This window comes from Lysinibacillus sp. NPDC093197 (assembly GCF_044754025.1).
Classification (GTDB): domain Bacteria; phylum Bacillota; class Bacilli; order Bacillales_A; family Planococcaceae; genus Lysinibacillus.
In genome coordinates this window covers 136,248-159,852 of the sequence record NZ_JBIVOH010000008.1, presented here as the reverse complement: position 1 = coordinate 159,852, position 23,605 = coordinate 136,248, and the positions used below count along the sequence as shown (strand labels likewise).

At 35.9% G+C, this 23,605-nt stretch carries 21 protein-coding genes; 6 read left to right on the top strand and 15 right to left on the bottom strand.

Going from position 1 to position 23,605, the window contains the following annotated elements:
* Window positions 1-102: 102 nt before the first annotated feature.
* The 3 genes from ACIP9G_RS18745 to ACIP9G_RS18735 all read right to left on the bottom strand — a co-directional run bounded on the left by ACIP9G_RS18745 (window position 103) and on the right by ACIP9G_RS18735 (window position 2,918).
* Window positions 103-1,005 carry a chemotaxis protein gene (locus ACIP9G_RS18745; RefSeq protein WP_340826160.1) on the bottom strand — a complete coding sequence of 301 codons (903 nt, stop codon included), beginning with the start codon at window positions 1,003-1,005 and terminating at the stop codon, window positions 103-105.
* Between the two features lie 69 nt (window positions 1,006-1,074).
* The gene (locus ACIP9G_RS18740) at window positions 1,075-2,397 is read right to left on the bottom strand and encodes an MFS transporter (RefSeq protein WP_401021344.1); all 1,323 of its coding nucleotides are present in this window, start codon (window positions 2,395-2,397) and stop codon (window positions 1,075-1,077) included.
* Between the two features lie 200 nt (window positions 2,398-2,597).
* Window positions 2,598-2,918, bottom strand: coding sequence for a winged helix-turn-helix transcriptional regulator (locus ACIP9G_RS18735; protein WP_340826163.1), 321 nt, complete (start codon window positions 2,916-2,918; stop codon window positions 2,598-2,600).
* A 153-nt stretch (window positions 2,919-3,071) separates the two neighbouring features.
* Between ACIP9G_RS18735 and ACIP9G_RS18730 the strand changes: the two genes are divergently transcribed.
* Both ACIP9G_RS18730 and ACIP9G_RS18725 read left to right on the top strand, forming a co-directional pair.
* Window positions 3,072-3,464 (top strand): DoxX family protein, encoded by a 393-nt coding sequence (locus ACIP9G_RS18730; protein WP_401021341.1) that lies wholly within the window; start codon window positions 3,072-3,074, stop codon window positions 3,462-3,464.
* Window positions 3,465-3,484: 20 nt separating this feature from the next.
* A complete protein-coding gene (locus ACIP9G_RS18725) occupies window positions 3,485-3,772 on the top strand; it encodes a hypothetical protein (protein ID WP_401021338.1) in 288 nt (95 codons plus the stop codon).
* A 56-nt stretch (window positions 3,773-3,828) separates the two neighbouring features.
* On the opposite strand, the gene ACIP9G_RS18720 is transcribed toward ACIP9G_RS18725, so the two are convergent.
* From ACIP9G_RS18720 to ACIP9G_RS18710, 3 genes are all read right to left on the bottom strand, one after another.
* Entirely contained in the window at window positions 3,829-4,695 is an 867-nt protein-coding gene (locus ACIP9G_RS18720; protein ID WP_401021336.1) for an NAD(P)-dependent oxidoreductase, read from the bottom strand.
* Window positions 4,696-5,137: 442 nt separating this feature from the next.
* Window positions 5,138-5,332 carry a Spo0E family sporulation regulatory protein-aspartic acid phosphatase gene (locus ACIP9G_RS18715; RefSeq protein ID WP_340826168.1) on the bottom strand — a complete coding sequence of 65 codons (195 nt, stop codon included), beginning with the start codon at window positions 5,330-5,332 and terminating at the stop codon, window positions 5,138-5,140.
* Window positions 5,333-5,426: 94 nt separating this feature from the next.
* Window positions 5,427-5,615, bottom strand: coding sequence for a hypothetical protein (locus ACIP9G_RS18710; protein WP_340826169.1), 189 nt, complete (start codon window positions 5,613-5,615; stop codon window positions 5,427-5,429).
* A 126-nt stretch (window positions 5,616-5,741) separates the two neighbouring features.
* On the opposite strand from ACIP9G_RS18710, the gene ACIP9G_RS18705 reads away from it, so the two are divergent.
* The 3 genes from ACIP9G_RS18705 to ACIP9G_RS18695 all read left to right on the top strand — a co-directional run bounded on the left by ACIP9G_RS18705 (window position 5,742) and on the right by ACIP9G_RS18695 (window position 7,362).
* Window positions 5,742-5,930, top strand: a complete 189-nt coding sequence (locus tag ACIP9G_RS18705) for a YkvS family protein (protein WP_024362262.1) — start codon at window positions 5,742-5,744, stop codon at window positions 5,928-5,930.
* A gap of 80 nt (window positions 5,931-6,010) precedes the next feature.
* A complete protein-coding gene (locus ACIP9G_RS18700; protein ID WP_401021332.1) occupies window positions 6,011-6,628 on the top strand; it encodes a CPBP family intramembrane glutamic endopeptidase in 618 nt (205 codons plus the stop codon).
* A 62-nt stretch (window positions 6,629-6,690) separates the two neighbouring features.
* A complete protein-coding gene (locus ACIP9G_RS18695; protein WP_401021330.1) occupies window positions 6,691-7,362 on the top strand; it encodes a hypothetical protein in 672 nt (223 codons plus the stop codon).
* A gap of 224 nt (window positions 7,363-7,586) precedes the next feature.
* On the opposite strand, the gene ACIP9G_RS18690 is transcribed toward ACIP9G_RS18695, so the two are convergent.
* Window positions 7,587-8,036, bottom strand: coding sequence for a MarR family winged helix-turn-helix transcriptional regulator (locus tag ACIP9G_RS18690; RefSeq protein ID WP_340826176.1), 450 nt, complete (start codon window positions 8,034-8,036; stop codon window positions 7,587-7,589).
* A gap of 109 nt (window positions 8,037-8,145) precedes the next feature.
* Window positions 8,146-9,564 carry a PAS domain-containing sensor histidine kinase gene (locus ACIP9G_RS18685; protein ID WP_401021327.1) on the bottom strand — a complete coding sequence of 473 codons (1,419 nt, stop codon included), beginning with the start codon at window positions 9,562-9,564 and terminating at the stop codon, window positions 8,146-8,148.
* A gap of 259 nt (window positions 9,565-9,823) precedes the next feature.
* Between ACIP9G_RS18685 and ACIP9G_RS18680 the strand changes: the two genes are divergently transcribed.
* On the top strand, window positions 9,824-11,563 hold the full coding sequence (locus ACIP9G_RS18680) for a B12-binding domain-containing radical SAM protein (RefSeq protein WP_340826178.1): 1,740 nt from the start codon (window positions 9,824-9,826) through the stop codon (window positions 11,561-11,563).
* A 658-nt stretch (window positions 11,564-12,221) separates the two neighbouring features.
* On the opposite strand, the gene ACIP9G_RS18675 is transcribed toward ACIP9G_RS18680, so the two are convergent.
* The 7 genes from ACIP9G_RS18675 to ACIP9G_RS18645 form a co-directional block, all read right to left on the bottom strand.
* A complete protein-coding gene (locus ACIP9G_RS18675; protein WP_340826179.1) occupies window positions 12,222-12,380 on the bottom strand; it encodes a hypothetical protein in 159 nt (52 codons plus the stop codon).
* A 452-nt stretch (window positions 12,381-12,832) separates the two neighbouring features.
* Window positions 12,833-14,188 (bottom strand): TrkH family potassium uptake protein, encoded by a 1,356-nt coding sequence (locus ACIP9G_RS18670; RefSeq protein ID WP_340826180.1) that lies wholly within the window; start codon window positions 14,186-14,188, stop codon window positions 12,833-12,835.
* A gap of 270 nt (window positions 14,189-14,458) precedes the next feature.
* Window positions 14,459-15,223 (bottom strand): TerC family protein, encoded by a 765-nt coding sequence (locus ACIP9G_RS18665; RefSeq protein ID WP_401021322.1) that lies wholly within the window; start codon window positions 15,221-15,223, stop codon window positions 14,459-14,461.
* 333 nt (window positions 15,224-15,556) lie between these two features.
* Window positions 15,557-16,642, bottom strand: coding sequence for an SDR family oxidoreductase (locus tag ACIP9G_RS18660; RefSeq protein ID WP_401021319.1), 1,086 nt, complete (start codon window positions 16,640-16,642; stop codon window positions 15,557-15,559).
* A gap of 20 nt (window positions 16,643-16,662) precedes the next feature.
* The gene (locus ACIP9G_RS18655) at window positions 16,663-19,716 is read right to left on the bottom strand and encodes an efflux RND transporter permease subunit (RefSeq protein ID WP_401021317.1); all 3,054 of its coding nucleotides are present in this window, start codon (window positions 19,714-19,716) and stop codon (window positions 16,663-16,665) included.
* 367 nt (window positions 19,717-20,083) lie between these two features.
* On the bottom strand, window positions 20,084-21,661 hold the full coding sequence (locus ACIP9G_RS18650) for a peptide chain release factor 3 (protein WP_340826184.1): 1,578 nt from the start codon (window positions 21,659-21,661) through the stop codon (window positions 20,084-20,086).
* A 289-nt stretch (window positions 21,662-21,950) separates the two neighbouring features.
* Window positions 21,951-23,417, bottom strand: a complete 1,467-nt coding sequence (locus ACIP9G_RS18645; RefSeq protein ID WP_401021315.1) for a UDP-N-acetylmuramoyl-L-alanyl-D-glutamate--2,6-diaminopimelate ligase — start codon at window positions 23,415-23,417, stop codon at window positions 21,951-21,953.
* Window positions 23,418-23,605: the final 188 nt, after the last annotated feature.

The window sequence follows — 23,605 nt, the reverse complement described above, 5'->3', positions numbered from 1 at the left end:
TTATACAAAAAAAGTCGGAACCTAAAAGGTATCCGACTTTCATTTTTTATTAACATTTCAGGATACCAATTATTATAATTGTGAAGTTCCTTTTCGCTAGTTTTATAGAATAAGTTGATCGACGCGTAAAATAAGCTCTGCAATTTCGGGTTTACTAATTTGGTCCTCTGCCCCTACTTGATCGCCTTTATGGCGAAGATCATCTGTAATTAAACTAGAGAAAATAATGACCGGTAGCTTTTGTAAATCAGGATGCTCTTTAATTTTGCGTGTAAGATGGTGACCATCCATTTGTGGCATCTCAATATCAGTAACTACTAATTGAATGTGCTCTGTTACATTACTGCCACTTTTCGCCAATGCTTCTAAGTATTCATAAGCGTCACGGCCATTTTCAAAGAACTCAACATTCTCATAACCGGCTTCCTTCATCGTATCAAATAATAACTTACGTAATAATGGTGAATCCTCAGCAATTAAAATGCGTTTTTCAGAGCGTTCACGTTTACCAAGTTTTTTTACTGACTCTACACTAATACCCGAATCAGGGTTAATATCAACCATAATTTTCTCGAAATCTAGTAATAAAATCATTTGTTCATTTTGCTTAATAACACCGATAACTTGCGAAGTACCCCCCTGATACATATCTGAAGGTTTTTCGATTTGATTCCATGAAATACGGTGGATTTGTGTTACGTTATCTACATGAAAAACAACTCGTTGTTTATTAAACTCAGCAACAATATATTTTTGTTGTGGATTACGTTCTGCACTTTGTATCCCTAGTACTCGTAGCATATCTACTACTGGGAGTACCTCGCCTCTTAATTGAATAATTCCCTCAACATGCGGGTGCGCGTGTGGAATAAATGTTACTGGAATCGGTTGAATAATTTCTTTTACTTTAATAACATTAATACCGAATTTATTGTTAGCTACTTCAAATTCAACGATTTCTAGCTCATTTGTGCCACTTTCTAATAATATGCCTTTATGTTCCAAAGCAACCCCGCTCCTTTCTATTTCAACATCAAATAATAATTCAATTGTATCATAGGCGATACAATTCTCCTATCTGGTATTTCCATTTTTATCATTAACTTTTAGATGAACCAATAGACCAATAACCGTCATCAAAATTAATGTTGATAATGCTACGCGACTTGCTAATGTACCGTAATCTTTCATCCATAATGTAACCGTTCCATATACAGCTGGTCCGATTATCGATGAAACTTTACCAGAAAAAGCAAATAGTCCGAAAAACTGCCCTCGCTTATCATCTGGTGATAGCTCAATAATATATGTTCTTGATGTAACCCACATAGAGCCTAGTGAAATACCAAACATACTGCCAGCAATCCAAAACATCCACTGTTCTGTCGCAAAAACAGCAAAGGTTAAGGCGATAATCATTAACACCGCTACAATAGTAATAGCCCGCTTAGCACCAATGGCTTTCGTAATATAGCCGAATGCGAGTGAGCCAATAATTGTTGATACGGTGGAAACTAAATATAGAATAATAAATTGACCTGAGGAAAATCCTACAATAGTAGTTGCGTAAACAGCCATCATTGCAATTGTTGTGGCAATTGCATCATTTAAAAAGAAATACGCAATCATAAAAGTAAAAATCGCTTTATATTGCTTCATATCTTTAAATGTACTAATAATTTCCTTGTAACCTTCAAAAAACTTCGTCGTTTTACGCTGTTCTTTTGGTATCGGCGTATCTTTATTAATAAAAAATAATGGCAATGAAAATAATAAATACAAAATCGCTGTTGGTATAAATGCACGGTGGAAATCACTGTTTCCTACATATAAATAAACAAGAAGCCCCAAAATAGTACCTAAGTAACCAATCGCTACACCATAACCAGAAATAAGGGGCATTTCTTCTTTTGTCCCAAGATCACCCATCATCGAATCATAGAATACGAGACTCGAATTAAAGAAAAATTTCGCAATGACAAAGCTTGCAACGACTAAAAATAAACTGAGAGGTACACCTGAATAATTTGTTGTTGTCTCTAAATTTGCAAAAACACCCATCATAAAGGTAAATATAATCGAAATCGATGCAAACCAGACAATGAATCGTTTTTTATAGCCTGTTTGATCTATCCATACCCCAAAAAGCGGTGAAAAAACTACTAGAAAAAAGCTTGCTAATGCATTGGCATACGAAATAAATGTACTAGCTACTTGTTGCATGACTTCATTCGTACCTAAAACTTCGTCCATATAAAATGGGAAAAAAACTGTATTAATATTTGAAGAAAATATCGTATTAGCAAAATCGTAAAACGCCCATGATAGTATCGGCAATGATAAATAGAGTGCCAGCTGACTGCGATGCTGAGCTTCTCCTGCTTGCCTCTGATTCATTAAATCCCTCCTTTTCCTTCTTATAATATTAAATTAATTCCTATCTGTATTAAAAAATACCTTTTGTTTAATAAAAATTAATATTATTTACAATATAACAAATACAACTGCTAAATGGCCATAAATTGGTTAATCCGTTACCAACCATTTTACAAAGAATAAAAAAAGATATTCAAGCCCCTCGCTTGAATATCTTTTTATTATTCCTCAGTAATAGTTACCCATTTATTAGACCATTGTTCTATTGCTTTTAGCACGGGTGTGATTGCATATCCTTTTTCTGTAAGCTCATATTCAATAACAACTGGTGTAGAAGGAATCACGGTACGTAAAACAATTTCTTCGATCTCTAACTCCTTTAGTCGCTCTGTTAACACACGACTACTAATATTCAACTGATTTTTAATGGTTGAAAATCGTTGTGGACCGTCAAGTAGCTGATAAATAAGCAAAGTATTCCAACGATGATTCAATAGCATAAGTGCCTTTTCAAATCGTGGACAAATATTTTTTTGATTCAATTTACTCCCCTCCATTATTACTAGTTCTTATTAAAAGATTATATCACTTTTTAAAAATCAGTTCTTAAAATCAACTTAGTTACTTGACAAAAGTTGTTTTTAAAAATAAACTAAGTTACGAAATGTAAGTTAAAGAAAAGGAGTAATTACATTATGCAAAACATTGGTTCAACTATTTTACGTGTCGTTCTCGGCATTATTTTTACGGTGCACGGTTTCCAAAAATTCCAAGGCGGAATCAGCTACACTGCTGACTTCTTTGATAGTCTAGGTATACCAGGTTTTATGGCATATATCGTTGCGGTAATTGAATTAGTTGGCGGAGCTGCTCTTATTTTAGGCTTAGCAACAAGAATTTTTGGTGCTTTACTGACAATTACAATGATTGTTGCTATCTTTACAGCAAAGCTTAGTATTGGTTTTATCGGAGCGGATGGACTGGCTGGTTATGAGCTTGACCTAGCATTAGGTGCTATAGCACTCTACTTTGCTCTTGCAGGGGCATCTAGCTTCTCCTTAGATTCTCAACTTTTTAGTAAAGAGTAGAGAATCGTCTGCGATGGAGGATGCTTTTCAAACGTTTACGGGCGATTTACGGATCTTTTGTGGCGATTTCTCCTGCCTTACGGGCGATTCTCGGACCTTTACTGGCGATTTCTCCTGCCTTTCGGGCGATTCTCGGACCTTTACTGGCGATTTCTCCTGCTTTGCGGGCGATTCTCAGACCTTTACTGGCGATTTCTCCTGCTTTACGGGCGATTCTCGGATCTTTACTGGCGATTTCACTAAGTTTATTGTCGGAGGGTAGTGCCAGGCACTCAAACAAAACGGCATGCAAAAAAGTGTTAGATTGATGGCAGTCAATCTAACACTTTTCTTCTTTTGCTTCTATGAATTCAATTATAATTGTCTATTGATAATACTTTAGAAGAGCCTGTGTACCGTTGTCACCGTAGCCTTCTGCAATCAGCTTTTCATACATTTCATAAGCTAATGATAGCCCTGGTAGAGAAATTCCCATTTTTTGTGATTCATCTAAAGCAATTTTCATATCCTTTACGAAATGTTTAATATAAAAACCTGGGGCAAAATCTTCCTTCATCATACGTGGTGCTAAATTACTTAAAGACCACGAACCAGCAGCACCTGAAGAAATAGATTTTAAAACAGTAGCTAAATCTAGCCCCGCCTTTAAGCCATATGCTAGCGACTCACATACACCAATCATCCCAGATGCAATAACGATTTGATTACACATTTTTGCATGCTGTCCTGCACCTGCTCCACCTTGGTAAACTATATTTGCACCAAATTGTTGTAATACTGGTGCAACTTGATTAAATGCATGTTCGTTCCCACCAACCATAATCGACAATGTGCCATTCTGAGCACCAACATCTCCACCAGAAACAGGGGCATCCAATGCTTCCACTCCTAGTGTTTGAGCATGTGTATAAATCTTCTTCGCTAAAGTTGGCTCAGATGTAGTCATATCGATAACAATATTACCAGCCTGGGCAGTTTTGAATAGACCATGTTCACCAAAATAAACTTCCTCAACATCAGTTGGATAACCAACCATCGTTAGCGCTATATCCTTATCTTTAAAAGCTTCAGCTGGAGAACTAGCCCAACTAGCCCCTAATGCCATTAACGGCTCTGCTTTTTCTTTTGTGCGAGTATAAACTGTCACCTCATGGCCATTTTCCAATAAGTGTTTGATAATGCTAGCACCCATAACACCTGTACCGATAAATGCAATACGCTCTTTTCCCATATGTAATAACTCCTTTACTTGAATCAATTTTATTCGCATCATTACACTATAGACGGACGCTTTTTCGGGCAAGTACCGAGCCACTTCCCACGCTAAGCTTCTCTTCTTGTTGGAATAGCCGCCTTCCGCACGATTGAATGAAACTAACTCACTTAGTAAAACTAATCAATTTATTCCTTACGCTCATTTAGATTAGTTGAGCTTTAAAGAATTTTTGCTTAGCTTATGATGTGTTTTTAGTGTAGATGAATCAGTTCAATAATTCAAATTCTTCTTAATACTTGTACTAACTTTATTATGTATGGCATATATACCGAATAAGCAAAAAAAAAGAGAGCAGGTGATGGGAATCACTGCTCTAAAGGGGGAAATGAGAATGTTGCTGTGTTCATATTAACTATTCCCCAGTAAATGCATTTTTAAACATCTAATCTAAAAAGTTTTACTCTGAATACTGAAACAAATCATCTTGATCTTCTTCTTCTTCTAATGTTGTCTGTCTATAATAAGTATTCATTAACTGATCTAATCTGCGACTCAGTTGAATGGTTTTTGCATTCTGTAACCCGTTTTCAACACCAGAGCGAATCATCATCTCACGAGTTTGTTCCATTTGTTTCAAGAGTAGATTGACCATTCATACAACCCTCCAACATACAAATAATCATACCATTATTATACATTTATATTTCATTTCTTACAGCATTAAGTTACGACAATGTTCGACAAAATTAACTTCTAGGAATTTCCAAATAAGTGTATATTATAATCCCATTTTGCTTTGCTTCACCTCTAAAATGTTTAAATAAGGGGTGTTTCACTAATACTTCACGAAACTCATAAAATTGATCTTTAGTAATTTCGATACTTTGTATTTCTCCTTCCTGTAATTGTTTAAGCATATTTTCATATTGATCCATTTTTTTCTATTCCCTTCTCTTTCCTTATTTTGTGTATTAAATTATGAATTATTCAAAAAAAGCTTTACGTTTTCCTTTTTTTCATGCAAACTGTATATTATTAGTCGATGAAGGAGCTGACTGTCTGTGAAAATAGCTGAAGTTGGAAATATTATCGAGTTTAAAAATGGTTTGCAAGGTATTGTTGAAAAAGTAAATGAAAATTCGGTGATCGTTGATCTAACATATATGGAGAATTTTGATTCCCTTGAAATTGAAGAGAAAACGGTCGTCAACCATAAACGTTACAAAATCTTATATGCAAGTGAAGCTTAATATTCTGAATAGTCCCTTTTTATCTTAATAGATGATAAGGGACTATTTTTTTGGTAAAATTAAAGTATGGAGGTCGAATTATGCAAACAAATTCGAAACAAACAATAATACTTCTCCTTTCTTTATTATTCGTTTATGGCATGCTTGCTTTTACATTTGCTAATCCAGCTGTATTTTGGTACCTATATGCATTTACACTGCTCGTATGTATAGCTATTGCTATTCTTTCAGGTACAATTGAAGATCAATTACCTACTTGGAAATTTCTAATTTTCGGCATAGGATACGGTACAATCACATATGGCATTATACGTTTTGGTTATTGGCTCGCTCCATATATAAATGATCGGCTAGTAGTAACAGTGAAAAAGTTTTTAACTGTTTACGGTCCACAAAATATTTGGCACTATATTTTACTTGTGTTTATTGTCGCCATTGGCGAAGAGCTATTTTGGCGTGGCTACGTACAACAGCAATTGAAGCGTTTTATGCGCCCTGTCTTAGCAGTTGTTGTAACAGCAATTTTATGTGCCATCTCGATTGCATTTAGTGGTTTTAAGCTAGGTATAATCGCAGCTCTTGTAACAAGCCTAATTTGGGGCTTTATTTATGAATGGCGCAAGAGTATGCCTTTAGTTATTGTGGCCCATGTTGTTTTTGTTCTACTATTGTTTTTAGTGTTACCTTTAACATCATAACAAAAAAAATTGGAAACATTTTATCTTTTATTAGCGTTTAATATAGAAAAGGAGGGCTTTTCATGCAAAAAAAATTATTTTCAATGCTTGCATTATTACTAACAGCTGTTATTGTCGTGGGGTGTAATACCTCGGATAAGACAGAACAATCAGATGTTGAACAAAATGAACCAGCGAACTCACAACAACCATCTGAGAATGAAACTGCAGGCGATGACAAGCAAGAAACGCCTACATCAAATGATGCAACTACAGACACACAAGCTAAACCAGAACAAGAAGTGAAATACGTTCAAAAAGGCGTCGACAAAAAGGAAACAGCAACTGAATCTGATAGTGTTGATCAGGGCTATAAATTCCAACAACTACCTGAATTCACTCTTTCTCAAGAAGAACCAGGAAAAGACATGTTAGTATCAAATGCTGATGATGAAGTATTTATGCGTATTGAAACAACAAATGCTTCTGAAACAAGCTATGATGCAGTTAAAACATCTATGCAAGACTACATGAATGCAGTTGGAGGACCAGTAGCATTATCGGCTGAAGAACTTTCTGCATTTAAGGATATTAAAAATATTGAGGGCTATGTTGTAGACTTTGATACTGAAAAAGTAATTGGCGTAGTATTTGAAAAAGATGGACTCATTACAAAATTAACAATTCATGATAATGATGAACAAGATTTAACTGCTGCAATGCTTGCAATGGCAGCTACTATTTCTAAAAAATAATACCAATTGTTTGAAAGGCCTTAGAATTCATTCTAAGGCCTTTTTTTAATCACCAACAAAAAACATAGGGTGGCATTGTTAATCCCTTAAATAAGCTTCCTAAAAGGCAAAAATAGCTATTATATTCGATTCCTTACAAAAAACAACGTTAAGTTCCTTTTTAAAATCCTATATTTAGGCATAGAAAAAAGAATCGCCTCAAAATCCATTTGAGACAACTCTTTTTAATAAGACAAATCTTTAATTGATAGCCCTAATTTTTTTAATAAGCCTATCGTTTGATCTTTTTCCTCGACTGATAATGCACTCATCAATTCATGTAAATGTTGTTCATGCTTTGGAAATAATTCGCCCATAAACGCTTCACCTTCCGCGGTAATTTCTGCATAGGTAACGCGACGGTCTGATGGACAGGAAACCCGTAAAAGATAGCCTCTTTTTTCAAGCTTATCAATTACATACGTAATAGACCCACTGGCAAGTAATATTTTATTGCCGATTTGCTGTAATGGTTGTCTCCCTTTATGATAAAGGAGTTCTAAAACTGCAAATTCAGTAGGATTCACACCATTCTCTTGAAAAAAATGGTTGGTCATCTCATTTATTGCTTTATGGGCACGGGATAATACTATATATAATTTTAAAGTTTGCTTTAAATCTTCTTCTGACGTCATAGCCTAGTCCTCTCAATTCGCTCTTTATACATGTCATTATAGCGACTTTTGAAAAGCATTGTCAAAAGCATTCAATAATAGCGCACTATTGAAATAATTTTCACTGTATTTAGGTTACTAAATAAGCAGAATCCTTCGCCGAAACATCTAACGGGTCCAACTGATTGAATGTGTAAACTGGAAACTGCATATGGAAGCATGTCCCCTTCTGCACTTCACTTTGAACACCTATTACACCTTCATGCTCTTCGATTACCTTTTTCACGAAAGCAAGGCCTAGTCCTGTCCCTGTTGATTTCGTCGTATAAAAAGGTTGGAATAGGTTTTGGATTGTTTTACTATCCATTCCACTGCCTTCATCTTTAATCATTAACTCTACAATCGTACAATCAATCACATTCATTTCAACCGTAATTGTGCCACCATTATGCATAGCTTCCATCGCATTTTTAATAAGGTTCATAAATACTTGCTTTAAACGATTTTCATTGCCACCAATAAACACTCCCGTAGCTGAAGGTATATATTGAATCATAATTTTTTTCATCAAGGCATCAGGTAACATAAATTCGATCACTTGTTTTACAATATGATCTAATTCGATTAATTCTACCTTCATACTTGTTGGCTTGGACAATACTAATAATTCAGACAAAATTTGCTCCATCCGTTGTAACTCACTATCGATAACAGATAAATACATGCGTGATTCCTCATCCGCATTCAGCTTTAAAAGCTCTGTAAAGCCTTTTAAAGAAGTTAATGGATTACGAATCTCGTGTGCAATACTTGCCGCCATTTGACCAACTACATTCAATGCTTCCTGATGCTCTACTTTATGCTGCAACTGCTTTTTCTCAGTTTCATCATTAATAACAGTGACGATAATATTATTATATTCGTCGAAAACACTTGAAATTTCGTAATAGCACGTTCTACTTACTTGTGTTTCATCTACAACATGAATAATGGCATGTTTTTCGCCCATCAATTTGGATAAATATGTTGTGATTTGTCCATTCTTCATTGTAAATGAATCAAATATATGTTGATGCGCTTTATGAAGAAGCTGCGATTTTTCTATTTTCAAATACATTTCTGCATATTTATTTAAACCAAGAATAATCCCACTCGCGTCACTCACAATAACAGCATAGGGTAAATGATCATATGCGCTGAAGGATTGTGAACGTTCCTGTTCCTTACTAACATACAATTCAATTGCTCTGTCATTATTGATAGTGGATAGCTGTGCGACTATTTCTTCTGTGTTTGGATCATAGAAACATTTAAAGGACATCATTTCTAGATCATTGTTATTTTTACGAATATTAAATATTTCTTCTGATCTTAACTCACATTGTAGTTCCTTAACGAACTTAGCCCACTTAATATTGGATGGCTCGTCCATTGTTATATAACCTTTAAATGATGAATTAAGATTAAAAAGTTTAATAGCTGCCTCATTACAATTCAAAATTTTCCCTGATTTATTAAGAATAAGTGTTGGTGACGAAGTACTTTTCATAAGATTTCCAAAACATTGATTTATATCATTTTGCTTCAACTTTCTCACCGAACCTTTCAAAAGAGTAAAAAACCTCTCATTCGAATTTTGAGCCTTTACTATACTTTATGACTGTACGATTCTATTATTACAAAATTTAGTAAATTTAAGTATTTAAAATTATTTCACGAACCGTTCACAAAATAAATAGGTCTAAAGGATTATATTGTTTGTCAGCTACTTGACTGTTACAATTAGAAGTTGAAAGGAAGATTAATGCATGAATACTATTTTAACTACTTTAAACGCAAAGTATATCCACACAAATTTAGCATTGCGTTATTTAAAATGTGCTGCTTTACCTGAATACAATCCAGTAATTGCAGAATACACAATTAAAGACCCTGCATTTAATATTGTATCAGATTTATTTCAAAAAAACCCCGATATCGTAGGATTCAGTTGCTATATTTGGAATATTGAAGAAACAATACACGTTATTAAAATGTTAAAAACAGTTTGTCCAAATGTTAAAATTTTGCTGGGAGGACCTGAAGTATCATACGATGTCCATCATTGGTTACGGCGAATTGAAGAAGTTGATTTCATTGTCATGGGTGAAGGGGAAACTTCATTTAAGCAGTTACTACGCCATTTGCATGGAGAAATACCTTTAGAAGATGTTCCAGGCATTTGTTACTTAGAGGACGGTAAAGTTCGAATTCACGCGCAAGCACCTAAAATTGACTTACGAGAATTACCGAGCCCTTTCCGTTTTGAAGAAGACCTTCCACATCTAAGCAAGCGAATTCAATATATTGAGACAAGCCGAGGCTGTCCTTTTAGCTGTCAATTTTGCTTATCTTCTATTGAAGTAGGCGTACGCTATTTCAATAGAGAAAGTATAAAGGAAGATATTCGTTATCTAATGAATAATGGTGCGCGAACTATTAAATTTGTCGATCGTACATTTAATATTAGCCGTAGCTATGCGATGGAAATGTTCCAATTTTTAATAGATGAGCATAAGCCAGGCGTAGTCTTCCAGTTTGAAATTACTGCTGATATAATGCGTCCCGAGGTCATTCAATTTTTAAATGATAATGCCCCAAAAGGACTTTTCCGTTTTGAAATTGGTGTTCAATCTACAAACGATTTAACAAACACACTTGTACAACGTCGTCAAAACTTTGAAAAATTAACGCGTACAGTAACAATGGTCAAAAATGGTGGAAAAATAGATCAACATTTAGATTTAATTGCTGGTCTACCAGAAGAGGATTATAGTAGCTTCCGACAAACATTTAATGATGTTTTTGCTATGCGCCCTGAGGAATTACAGCTAGGCTTCTTAAAGCTATTGCGTGGTACAGGTCTTCGTTTGGAGGCTGAAAAGTTTGGCTATACCTATGTAGATTTATCTCCTTATGAAATCTTTTCGAATAATGTATTAACCTTCGATGATATTGTCCGTATTAAACATGCAGAAGATGTACTTGAGAAATATTGGAATGCTCACCGTATGGACCATACAATCGAATATTTAGTAACAGAAGTATTTGAGACACCATTTGATTTCTTCCAAAACTTTGGAACTTACTGGGAGACTAAGGGCTGGTCTCGTATTGGTCATCAGCTAGAAGATTTGTTCCGCCGTTTACTTGAGTTTTTAGAAACTGTGGAAGGTGCTAATTTACAAATTATCCAAAGCTTAATGCAGCTTGATTATTTAAAGGCACAGCAATTCCAACCACGTAAATTATGGTGGAAAGATCGCCCAACTGAAGTTCAACAAAAAGCACTTTACACAGCTCTACGTGAAAATCCTAACCTTGCAGGAGATGAATTTGCCAACTTGAATTTAACTGAAAAGGAACTGTTCAAGCATACACTTATCATCCCACATAACTTGGATTATCAAAATTTCTCAAATGGCAAAATTGTACAAAAAAACGGCTATCTTTTAACCTACTTCCGACACGGCCAAGAACCGTATTTTGCAACAATCCATTCCGTTTAATAAAAAAGCGCTATTCACTTGAAATTATTCAAGGAATAGCGTTTTTTTATTTTTGAAACTAAAATAATCCGATTTTTTAACTAATCCCCTATTCTTCGTATTACGAAGCAATTACAAATTCTATCGACTGCCACTAACTTTTAATGCTAGTAATGGATTCACAATCACATTAAAACTATTAGTTCAAATTACTTAAAATATAGTTATGAGCAACCAAAACTTATTACCCAATAAGCAACATTTTTAATCAGGAAATATTTTGTTAAATTTTCTAAATTTTTAGATATTTCTTCAACATATTTGCTGTATGACTAATAAATGCTTATTCTAAATGATTTCTAAATCTATATTTATTCTTTTAAATTGCACAAAAAAACTATCATTTCTTAGCTAATATCGTTTCGTATTCTTTATATTTTTCGTTAAGCAAATGAACATACTTCATGGTCTTCTATCTGAAAAATTGCCAGCATCTTCTTATATATAAAATATTAAATACAATATAATAGAAGAAAGTCATAAAGGAGAATCACTTTTATTGTCTAATTAAAAAATAATATTGCAGTGAAAGTACTCCCTCTCCTAATTGAATATAGCAACTTAAATACAATGATCAAAGAAGCCAAGGTGTCATGGAGCTATTTTGCTCTGTTTAATATTACAAAGTACGTTTTACTACCGAAATGAGCAAACCTAATGCTTCACCATCTGTCATACTGCTTACTCGATCACTATGATCTATTTTCATAATACCTCGTTTATGTGTCTCTTTTAATAAGTCCTTTAATTCTTGTTTAGCTGTGCTTGTAAGTGTCATTGTTAAGTTCTCCTTTTGATTCTTTTTCGTAACTGGGTTCACCGCCGCTTCTATCCTTTTCAAAAAGCTGTATTAGATGTCCCTCAGTTCTAGTACAAGATGGTAATTTTTCTTTCTCCACTCTTAATAAGATGTACCCGCACACTTACGCAGCTAAACTTTTTTTAGAAATGTTGCTATTGTATTTTCTTCCATTAGCGTAGGTTTGCCTCAGACTGTCGACCAGTTTATAGCATTAGATCACTACTGTTGACTTCCACTACAGGTGGTGCTTTCCGCTCCAATGTTGGTTTAAGCTCCCGTACGACCCGTAACGCAAATCTACATGTACATGGAATATTAGGACAAGACTCACCATGCCTATGCAAATAAAATTATTTGACTCCAATTTTAAAGGGGGCAAATGAATAATTTGCCCCCTTAAAACCCTCTATATCTATGCTTCTAAATGTTTAGCCAATAATAACTCGTTCTTTAGGGTAATGGAATTTAGATTTTTTACCTCTTCCGCCTCCACCAAGTGAATACAGGAAGGAAATTAAACCAACTCGCCCTATGAACATTAATATAATAATGATGATTTTACCTACGACTGATAAATCTGAGGTAATCCCTAAAGACATTCCACATGTTCCGAACGCAGATGTAATTTCAAAAATGATTTGTATAAGAGTCGCATGTGGCTCTGTAATTAGTAAAATGATTGTAGCCATTAGCACCATAAAACAAGCTACTAAAATAACGACAAACGCACGGAAGACATCGATTAAATGGATTTCACGTCCGAAAATTTGGATATCTTCTCTACCCCTTGCAAACGTAATTAAAAATAATATCGCAATAGCGAAGGTCGTCGTCCGTATCCCGCCCCCAACTGAGCTTGGAGAAGAACCAATGAACATTAAAAAGCTCATAAAAATATCTGTCGCCTCACTGAAGGATGTTACATCATATGTTGTAAGTCCTGCTGAACGTGTAGATATGGAATGGAACATTGCGGAAAAGATCGCTTCATGCCAAGGCATCCCTTTAAATGAATGGAAAGACTCAAGCAGTAAAATAACGAGCGCTCCTACAACAAATAAAATTGCATAAGTAGTTGTTGTTATTTTTGTAAATAAGCTAAAACGGAAATTAGCATGCCGATTAAGTAAAAATGTTTTTATCTCAACTAGCACTGGGAAGCCAATTGCTCCTAGCACAATCAACACCATTGTTATTAATTGAACAAAATAATCATTATGAAATGGCAGTAAACTCATCCCAGTAATATCAAAACCACCGTTAGTAGTAGCTGATATAGAAGCAAAGACACCATGAATAAGCGCTTGTTCAAATGTATCGAAATAATTCGTAAAATGCGCAGTTAAAATAATAGCTCCTGCTAATTCTATGCCGATTAAAATTTTCAATATTTCTCGAATTAATTGGACAACGCCAGATAAATTATACTGATTATGATCGATCATAATTAGCTGACGTTCACGCATCCCAATTTTTTTCCCTACAAGCAACCAAACAAAAGTACCCAGTGACATAATACCAATCGCGCCGAGCTGTAAAATAACAAGTACCATGACGAGCCCAAATGTTGTATACGTCTCTGAAATATTAAACGTTGTTAAGCCGGTTACACTTACAGCACTTACTGCAGTAAATAAGCTATCTAATAATGACACTTTTACTCCCGCTTGATGAACGCCGGGAAGTCGTAACAATAGGAAGGAAATTGCTATTGCTATGAAATAATAAGACACTAGTGCCTGAAACGGTGTGATTAATTTATTAGATGATTTTTTCCAAGGCACCTCATCAACTCCTTCCACTCATGATGCCAAGATAGATATTAGTATAGAAAAAATCTATAAAAAAAGAAAGAGGCTGTTTTAAACAGGATAAAACTATCACCTCGAGCTATTTATTCGATATAAAGCAAAAATCCGCATACACTTTCGCTGGGAAAAGCAAGCGCACATGACTCAGTTAGTGTTGCGAGCGATACGCTCGTGCCTTGCCCGCAGAAAGCAACGCGGATTTAAAAATAATTTCATTATATATTCACAAAAAATTACAAGCAGTTATTTTGTTTGTTTTTTATTACGTACTCCTACTAAATAACCGACAAATGCGATACCAATTAACACAATCCAGAATGTTAATTCCCAGCCTGTTGAATGAGGGAATTCTTTAGGTAATATACCCACTTTTTCATGAGCTAATGTTAAAACAACAAGTTTTACCCCAACCCAGCCAACAATTAAAAATGCAGCAGTTTCAAGTGAAGGATAGTCGTTTAAAACTTTCACAAACCATTGCGCGGCAAAACGCATCATTATAACACCGATAAAGCCACCTAATAGCATAATAATAAATTGTCCACCATTAATGCCACCAATATCAAAATTACCTAAGTGTGGAAGCGTCACAGCAATAGCAACCGCAGCAAGCATTGAATCAATCGCAAATGCTATATCGGCAACCTCAACTTTTAAGACAGTCATCCAAAAGCCAGATCCCTTTTTCACAGCTGCCTCATCATTTTCTTCTTCCTCATCTTTACTTTTTCTCAAGTCATAAATATTTTTCGCTGACATAAACAATAGGTAGGCTGCTCCAACCGCCTGAATTTGCCAGTAATTAACTAATATTGTAATAACAAAGAGCGCAGAGAATCGGAATATTAATGCTCCAAATAATCCGTAAAAAAGTGCCTTTTTTTGTAGGTCATGCGGTAAGTGTTTCACCATAACAGCCATTACAACTGCGTTGTCTGCTGCTAGTAATCCTTCTAATACAACTAGTACAATCAGTACCCAGCCATATTGTAATAATATTGCTTCCATCCTCTGTTCCTCCTTTAAACTCTGTATACCCAAAATTGCGATCATTTACTAGTCAAATGCAAAAGAAAAGACCCCTGCCTGAAAGAAGGCAAAGGTCTTGCTAAGCAAATTTGTATTTGTCACTTCTTTCATTACAGGTATCGGCATTGCACCTTTTTCAAAGCAACAACATTTGCTATCACACCCGATGGTAAATACCATGTCTTGACGAATGTGAAATCAGATGCATCGCTCGCATCTGCTAGCTACTCCCCTTTAACAAAATGTCTAAGGATATTTCTTTTGTTCGTTTATTATAGCACTATCATTTAAAGCTGACAAAGAAATCCATCATTATTTAATTTGAATATGATAGTTTTTATCGTCTTTATGTGCTAGATAAAAATCCACCATCTTCGGCATTGTTTGTATAAAATCAGGACATGTAATATTTCCTTTTTGTAAAATAGCAACCGCTTCTGCTGTATCAAAGACAGCATTCCAAGTTAAATAATCTAAAGATTCTTGCTCGACACCTAGCAACTTTCGAATGAAAGGTATTTTTAACGATTTTTTTGCTAACGACAAAGGAAAACGTCCTTTAGGATAATGATCCGTTAATAACTTTACCATTGTGCGATATACCTCTTGTACAGGATGTGGGTTCGGATCTGTTAAATGTAGCGTTTTGCCTTCTGCGCTTTTCTCATCCACTATATAAGTTGCGGCATTTATAATATAATCAACCGGCACAACATTGATGGCTGAGCTCGACAGCCCTATATAAGGTATAAACGGTAAACGTTTTAATTTATCCACCATATTTAAAAAGAAATATGGTCCATCAAATTTAATCGTTTCCCCAGTCTCTGAATGTCCACGCACAATTCCTGGTCTAATAATCGTTATAGGTATCTCCGACTTTAAATCTTCTACACGATGCTCTGCCTCATATTTTGTTTCCTCATAATAGTTTTTAAAAGCAGGCGGTCGGACTAATTCATTTTCACGTAAAATCCCTTCACGCAGCCCAGCAACATATGCTGTACTAAAATACATATACCGCTTTAAATTTGGAAGTGTACGTACAAAATCATTTACCATCGCTGTTCCATGTACGTTGACCTTCCATGCGATATCTCTAGGAACCGCTAAATCATAAATAGCTGCTAAATGCCAAAACACTTCAATTTGTGGCAGTAATTCCTGTACTACTTGATTTGTCATCCCTAAATTAGGTAGTGTAATGTCCCCTTCGACAATCTGTATCGTACAATGAGGATAGTCTACTTCTATCTTGCCTTTTTCAACAGTTGCTTTTGGTAATTCCCCTGCTAGCACTATTGCGATAACCTTTTGCGTTTTATTTTTTTGAAATAGCTCTCGTATTAATTGACTTGAAATGAATCCTGGAAAACCCGTAAAAAAATGAACACCCATATCTCATTTCCCCCTTGTACTTAAGGCAATTTTCTAGTTTCTTTATCCATTAAGCTATAAACAGCTGGCACTATATATAATGTCAGCAAAGTCGAAGTAATAAGCCCTCCAATTACAACAATGCCCATAGGCTGGTTCATCTCAGTACCTTCACCAATACTAAGTGCTAATGGTAGCAAACCTAATATTGTCGTTAATGCTGTCATTAATATTGGACGCAGTCGATCTTGTGTAGCAAGTAAAATCGCATCATATGACTTCATGCCATGCATCTTTTGCTGATTTATATAATCGACAAGTACAATACCGTTATTTACAACAATGCCCACGAGAACCAAAATACCAATAACAGATGTCACACCAAGTAGTGTCTTTGTTGCAAACATTGCAATCGTAACACCAATAATCATAAGTGGTACCGTAAACATAATAACGAAAGGATATTTAAATGACTCAAACTGCGCTGCCATTACAATATAAACAAGCACTACAGCTAAAGCAACGGCTAAAAGCATGTCATCAATTGCACTATCATAAAGCTCTCGATCGCCACTAAAAACAACTTGCGTTTCAGAAGGTAAATTAGCTTTTTCAAGAGCCTTATCGACCTCCTTTGAAATACCACCTAGTGACTCCTTCGCTGTATAATCAATGAAAAATGCAACTGCGGCAGCCTGATCAGAACGTCTAATGGATACTGGCCCTTCTTGTATAGATACGTTTGCAATTTCATCAAGCGTAACAAATAGACCTGCAGGAGAACGAATCTCCATTGCCTTTAAGGACTCGACACTTTCATTAAATGCTTGTCCAAAGCCTGTATACACCGATAACACAGCTCCATCATCAGCAATCATTTGAGTTGTCAGCTGTCCCTTTGTCATTTGATTAACCGTTTGGGCTATTTGTGCCGGTAAAAAGCCGTAATCCTTAGCTTTTTCACGGTCTACTTCAATTTGAATTTCTTGCACTGTATTATCTAAATCTGTCATTACATTTGTGACAACGTTAATGCGCTTGAGCTCTTGCTGTACTTTTTCAACTGACTCTTGTAAACGTTGTTCATTTGAATCGGTTAATCGGAATGTCAATGTATTTGGAGATGAACCTGACGATGTAGAAACGTTAAATGTAATTTCAGCTTGCTCGCCTAGCTCATTGTTTAAATCCTTTTCTACCTCTTCTACAAATTCAAAAATTGAGCGCTTACGATCTGCAAGTGGTACTAGCTTCACATAAATTTCCGCTCGATTTGCAGTTGTTTGTCCACGTGATTGCGACTGCTGCGTACCGCCAATTAGGCTAACATAGACGTCAACATCTTGCTCTTCTTTCAAACGCTCCTCTATTGCTGCGACAACCTGTTCCGTTTTAGTGACTGCAGCCCCTCTATCAAGATCTACACTAATAGAAGCAAAACCTTCATCTGTTGCTGGTAAAAATTCCGTACCAATTCTCGATAAGCCAAACACCGATAAACTAAAGAGGATAACAGCCGAAAAAATGACCAATAAACGATGCTTTAATACCCAAACAACAGATGCATTATAGTGCTTATAAAAGGACGATGCTTTTCGAATTTCATTTATATTTTTGTCTTTCATTTTTAACAGACGACTTGCCAACATTGGTACAACTGTTAATGCTACTAATAGCGAGGCAATTAAGCTGAATGAAATCGTAAGTGCAAATTCCGTAAAGATTTGCCCAATTAAACCTTCGATAAACATTACTGGAATGAACACAGCAATTGTTGTCAATGTAGATGCTGTTATTGCTAGCGCCACTTCCTTAGTGCCTTGCATTGCTGCTTCTATTGGGTTCTTACCAAGCCCTAAATGCCGTTCCACATTTTCAATTACTACAATCGCATTATCAACGAGCATCCCAATGCCTAATGCTAGCGCGCCTAATGTCATAATATTGAGAGTGAAATGAGCAAAATACATTAATACAAATGTGACGATGACTGAATATGGTATAGCAATACCAATGATAATTGGGCTTTTCACACCTCGTAAAAACATAAATAGCACAAGCATTGCAAATAAGCCACCTAATAGTAATGAAGAACCTATGTTACTTATCGCTAAATTCACGTAATTACCTTGATCTACTAATATGTCTGCTACTACACCTTTATATTGTTCCTGTGCTAGTAAGTCATGTAAAGATTGTTGGAACGCTTTTGATACTTCAGCAGTATTTGCCCCAGACTCTTGCAAAACAGACATTAATACAGCTGGATGGTCATTAGCACGCGTTTCTGTTAAAGATTTTTGCTCCGCGCGCTCGACGGTCGCTACATCTCCTACCGTTAGTGTTTTACCGTCTATCGGATTGACGGAGACAATTAAATCCGCAATATCTTCTGGTGTTGTTAACGTACTAACAATACGTGTCGTCAACATTTTGCCATCAGCAGTTAATACAGGTTCTCCAGGCAGTGACACATTATTCGTTTGAATAATTTGAATAATATCAGCTTGTGTTAAGCCTTTTGCAATTAATTTTGATTCATCCAATGTTACTTGTACTTCTTCTACCAGCTTGCCGGATACATTTACACTCGCTACTCCATTAGTACGACGAAGCTCTTTTTCTAATGATTCCGCTAATATACGCACGTCCACCTGATCATTTTCTGCACGTAAAGAAAGCTGAATGATTGGAAATTGTGACGGGTCAAATTTTAAAAAACTTGGCTTTTGTGCATCATTCGGTAGCGGTGTCATATCGATTCGCTGTAAAATATCGAGTTGAACCTCGTCAATATCCGTTGTCCAATTAAACTCTAGCACAATTAAATTTGAACCTTCCTGAGAGGTAGATTGAAGTTTTTTAATGCCTGGCAAGGTGGCCAATGTCGCCTCTAAAGGTTTCGTTACCTTTTCATTTACTTCCGTTGAGCTCGCACCAGGATAGGAGGTAACAACGACACCAATTGGTGGATTTAATTCGGGAATTAAAGTGATTGGAATTTTTAACAATGAGACGCCACCTAAAATAATTATTAGTAGCATCGAAACAAGTGTAAAAACAGGCCTTTTAATCGAAAAGTTACTAATGTTCATTGTATATACTCCTTTTCTTTCTCTTCTTTCCTATGATAGCCGAAAAGGGGGATTTTTTATAAATTAATACATTATATTGAAACAATTTCATAATTCGCATTTTCATCATTGTTTTTTTGAGAAATAAAATTTCAATGGAGCGGAAGGCGGCGACTCCTGCGGGAAAAGCAAGCAAACCGAGACCCTGGACTGAGCGTAGCGAGGGAAGCGGCTCGGTGCTTGCCCGCGGAAAGCGTCCGCCTGTAGCGCAATGATGCCAGTACTCATAATGATTAAACATTTCCTTATATTGTATACATTCTACACCAATCGCTTATTTTCCTTGTAAAAAAACACGAATCGATGAAATGTCGATTCGTGTTTCTTTTTATAGAAGGCTATATAATTTGATGTTTTCGTTTTTATCTGAGAACCAACGCATAGCAAATTCATTTTCAAATAGGAAAACAAGATTGTCAAAGCGGTCTTTTACAAGCATTGAACGACTTGAAGACATCGATTCTTTTACATCTTCTTCATTTTCAATCCAACGTGCCATTTTTGAACCAATTGGTTCCATTCTTACTTCAACATTGTATTCATTTTTCATGCGGTGCTCAAATACTTCAAATTGTAATTGACCAACTGCACCTAAAATAACTTCTTCTGTATGAAGTGTTTTGTAATATTGAATGGCACCCTCTTGCACCAATTGTAAAATCCCTTTATGGAATTGCTTCGATTTCATTACGTTTTTCGCTGTCACACGAACAAATAGCTCTGGTGTGAACTGCGGTAATTTTTCAAATTGGAACGTTTTCTTGCCACCTACGACAGTGTCACCAATTTGATATGTGCCTGTATCATATAATCCAATAATATCTCCAGCCACCGCTACATCAACTGTTTCACGGTCGTCAGCTAAAAACTGTGTAGACTGTGTCACTTTAAAAGATTTACCTGTACGAGATAGCGTCATATTCATACCGCGCTCGAATTTACCAGATACGATACGTACAAAGGCAATACGGTCACGGTGTGCAGGATTCATATTGGCTTGAATTTTGAAAATAAAGCCCGAAAACTCTGGATGCTCAACAGGGTCAATGAACTGCTCATCTTCTGTAATACGAGGTTGAGGTGTTGGAGCAAATTTTAAATACGTTTCAAGGAATGTTTGTACCCCAAAGTTTGTTAAAGCAGAACCGAAGAACACAGGTGTTAATTCACCGCGGCGAATTTTTTCTTCTGAATAGGCATTTCCTGCTTCATTAAGTAGCATTATGTCATCCATCGCTTGTGAGTAATATGAAGTGACTTTCATTGGATTGTCAACTGCTAACTCACCGTTCTCATCGATTGGTAGGAAACGTTCGCCCTCATCAGTACGGAATTGCTCAATACGTTTGTTATAACGGTCATAAATACCAAGGAATTCTTTCCCCATACCGATTGGCCAGTTCATTGGGTAGGCTTGAATACCAAGCACTTCTTCAAGCTCTTCGATTAGTTCAAGTGGCTCTTTCCCTTGACGGTCTAATTTATTGATAAATGTAAAAATCGGAATACCGCGCATTTTACAAACTTTAAATAGTTTTAATGTTTGTGCCTCAATCCCTTTAGCAGCATCTACAACCATGACAGCACTATCTACTGCCATTAATGTACGATACGTATCCTCAGAGAAATCTTGGTGTCCTGGTGTATCTAAAATATTAACGCGCGAACCACTATAATCAAACTGCATAACAGAAGATGTTACCGAAATACCACGTTGTTTTTCAATTTCCATCCAGTCCGATGTTGCAAATTTCCCTGATTTTTTACCTTTTACTGTACCTGCGTCACGAATCGCTCCGCCAAAAAGTAAAAGCTTTTCCGTAATCGTCGTTTTCCCAGCATCCGGGTGGCTGATAATAGCGAACGTACGTCGTGCTAATATATCTTTTTCTAAATTTGAAGTCATCTCTTCATTCTCCTTTTTTCATACCTACTAATAATAAAAGAAGTCTAGCCCTTCGTACAACCTTTTTACATGAATTCACCAAAAAGAAAACCCTTTAGTCACTACTAAAAGGGTTCAGACTGTCAATAAGTAATATTTTATTCATTAAAACATATACAATACGTTTACATTCTGTGCGAGCGTAGAAGCCTCCACTACGCTGACTTGCAAGGAAGGGCTTGTCGGAAGAAATATCTTCTTGCACTAGCTGTTCCCCTTCATCGCATAGAAGGTTGTGACACAAATTAATTTAGACAAATTTTAAGTGTCCTGCCTCTATAGCAATTTCCGCATCACTATGTGGATATTTCGTATTTTCAATAATTTGATAATCTTCATGTCCTTTACCAGCAAAAATAATCATATCGCCTGGTTCAGCTATCTCTATTGCATGACGGACTGCTTCTGCACGGTCTCCAATACAGGCATAGTTTTTATGCAGCATACCTTTAGCAAGATCACCTGTAATACTATCGTAATCTTCATATCGCGGGTCATCTGTCGTTAAAATTACATAATCAGCTGCAGATGCTTTTTCAGCCATTGCAGGGCGCTTAGATTTATCACGATTACCACCTGTACCAACTAAGAAAATAAGCTTACCTTTTTTATATGGCGTAGCTGCGGCAATCGCCTTTTCAATAGCATCTGGTGTATGCGCATAATCGACAAAAATTTGCACTGGCAAATCTGAGCAAACTTTTTCCATACGTCCTTTTACTGGTGGTAATTGCTCTATCTGTTCAATAATTGCGTCCATTGAATAGCCTCTGCCATAAAATGCAACCATTGCAGCAAGAACATTATAAATATTGAACTCACCAAGCAAATGCATTTTCACAGGAAATATTCCTTCAGGCATAACTACATCAAATGAAGTCATGTAATCATGGTACTCACAATTAATGGCACGGAAATCAGCTGTCTCATCGTTTAATCCATAAGTCCATACTGGGAACGGTGTCATTGCTGCATAGCGTTCTGACCAAGCATCATCTGCATTGAGCACAACTAGTTTATTTTTTTCTAAGTCTTGTCCAAGTTGAGAGAATAATAAGCCTTTTGCATTCCCATATTCCTCCATCGTACCATGGAAATCAAGATGATCATGAGTAAGATTCGTAAAAATTGCAACATCATAATCAACACCAGCTAAACGACCAAGTGCTAATCCATGTGAAGAAACCTCCATTGTCATTAAACGGCAGCCTTCCATTTTTGCACGGAAAATCATTTGTTGCGTCGATAATGCATCACTTGTAGTATTTGCCGATTCATATAAAATACCATTTAAATTAAAACCAATCGTTCCTGTTAATGCAGATTTCTCGCCCATACCGTGCATGATATTTTGAATAATACCTGTTACAGATGTTTTACCATTCGTCCCTGTTACACCAATCATTGTCATATCTTTTGAAGGGTAATCAAAAAACTTAGCAGCTAACAAACCAACTGCACGATCTGTATCCTTCACAACAACTTGTGCAATCGCATCTGCTAATGGTAGTTCTCGTTCTGTGACAACAATAGTTGCACCACCTTCAACAGCTCTTTGCGCATAATCATGGCCATCCACTGTGTAACCTTTAATACATACAAACATGCTGTTCGGTTGCACACTTCGAGAATCGATAACGATATCCGTCACTTGATCCGGTAACACGCCAATTATTTTTTTCAAAGGTAATGCACTTAACAATTCCTCTGCATACATTTCATAGTCCTCCAATCAATCTCAACATTCATTTCATCATTTCTTGTTTTTCGACAAAAAAAGACAATCTGAATACCCCCACTTACCTAATGAATTTATTTTACTACTTATTCGCCTAGAAATGAAATGCCTCACGAAACGTTTTTTAAATGAAAACGCTACCATTTTAAAAATTTAGTTGGATTTTT

What these genes read in the sequence shown, in the direction of transcription:
- ACIP9G_RS18645 (WP_401021315.1), bottom strand. Translation starts at nt 23,417, where the DNA reads ATGTATGCAGAGGAATTGTTAAGTGCATTACCTTTGAAAAAAATAATT.
- ACIP9G_RS18720 (WP_401021336.1), bottom strand. Translation starts at nt 4,695, where the DNA reads ATGGGAAAAGAGCGTATTGCATTTATCGGTACAGGTGTTATGGGTGCT.
- ACIP9G_RS18655 (WP_401021317.1), bottom strand. Translation starts at nt 19,716, where the DNA reads ATGAACATTAGTAACTTTTCGATTAAAAGGCCTGTTTTTACACTTGTT.
- ACIP9G_RS18740 (WP_401021344.1), bottom strand. Translation starts at nt 2,397, where the DNA reads ATGAATCAGAGGCAAGCAGGAGAAGCTCAGCATCGCAGTCAGCTGGCA.
- ACIP9G_RS18710 (WP_340826169.1), bottom strand. Translation starts at nt 5,615, where the DNA reads ATGGATCAATATGAAAATATGCTTAAACAATTACAGGAAGGAGAAATA.
- ACIP9G_RS18690 (WP_340826176.1), bottom strand. Translation starts at nt 8,036, where the DNA reads ATGACGTCAGAAGAAGATTTAAAGCAAACTTTAAAATTATATATAGTA.
- ACIP9G_RS18730 (WP_401021341.1), top strand. Translation starts at nt 3,072, where the DNA reads ATGCAAAACATTGGTTCAACTATTTTACGTGTCGTTCTCGGCATTATT.
- ACIP9G_RS18725 (WP_401021338.1), top strand. Translation starts at nt 3,485, where the DNA reads ATGCTTTTCAAACGTTTACGGGCGATTTACGGATCTTTTGTGGCGATT.
- ACIP9G_RS18665 (WP_401021322.1), bottom strand. Translation starts at nt 15,223, where the DNA reads ATGGAAGCAATATTATTACAATATGGCTGGGTACTGATTGTACTAGTT.
- ACIP9G_RS18660 (WP_401021319.1), bottom strand. Translation starts at nt 16,642, where the DNA reads ATGGGTGTTCATTTTTTTACGGGTTTTCCAGGATTCATTTCAAGTCAA.
- ACIP9G_RS18680 (WP_340826178.1), top strand. Translation starts at nt 9,824, where the DNA reads ATGAATACTATTTTAACTACTTTAAACGCAAAGTATATCCACACAAAT.
- ACIP9G_RS18695 (WP_401021330.1), top strand. Translation starts at nt 6,691, where the DNA reads ATGCAAAAAAAATTATTTTCAATGCTTGCATTATTACTAACAGCTGTT.
- ACIP9G_RS18685 (WP_401021327.1), bottom strand. Translation starts at nt 9,564, where the DNA reads ATGAAAAGTACTTCGTCACCAACACTTATTCTTAATAAATCAGGGAAA.
- ACIP9G_RS18700 (WP_401021332.1), top strand. Translation starts at nt 6,011, where the DNA reads ATGCAAACAAATTCGAAACAAACAATAATACTTCTCCTTTCTTTATTA.
- ACIP9G_RS18650 (WP_340826184.1), bottom strand. Translation starts at nt 21,661, where the DNA reads ATGACTTCAAATTTAGAAAAAGATATATTAGCACGACGTACGTTCGCT.
- ACIP9G_RS18715 (WP_340826168.1), bottom strand. Translation starts at nt 5,332, where the DNA reads ATGGTCAATCTACTCTTGAAACAAATGGAACAAACTCGTGAGATGATG.
- ACIP9G_RS18675 (WP_340826179.1), bottom strand. Translation starts at nt 12,380, where the DNA reads ATGACACTTACAAGCACAGCTAAACAAGAATTAAAGGACTTATTAAAA.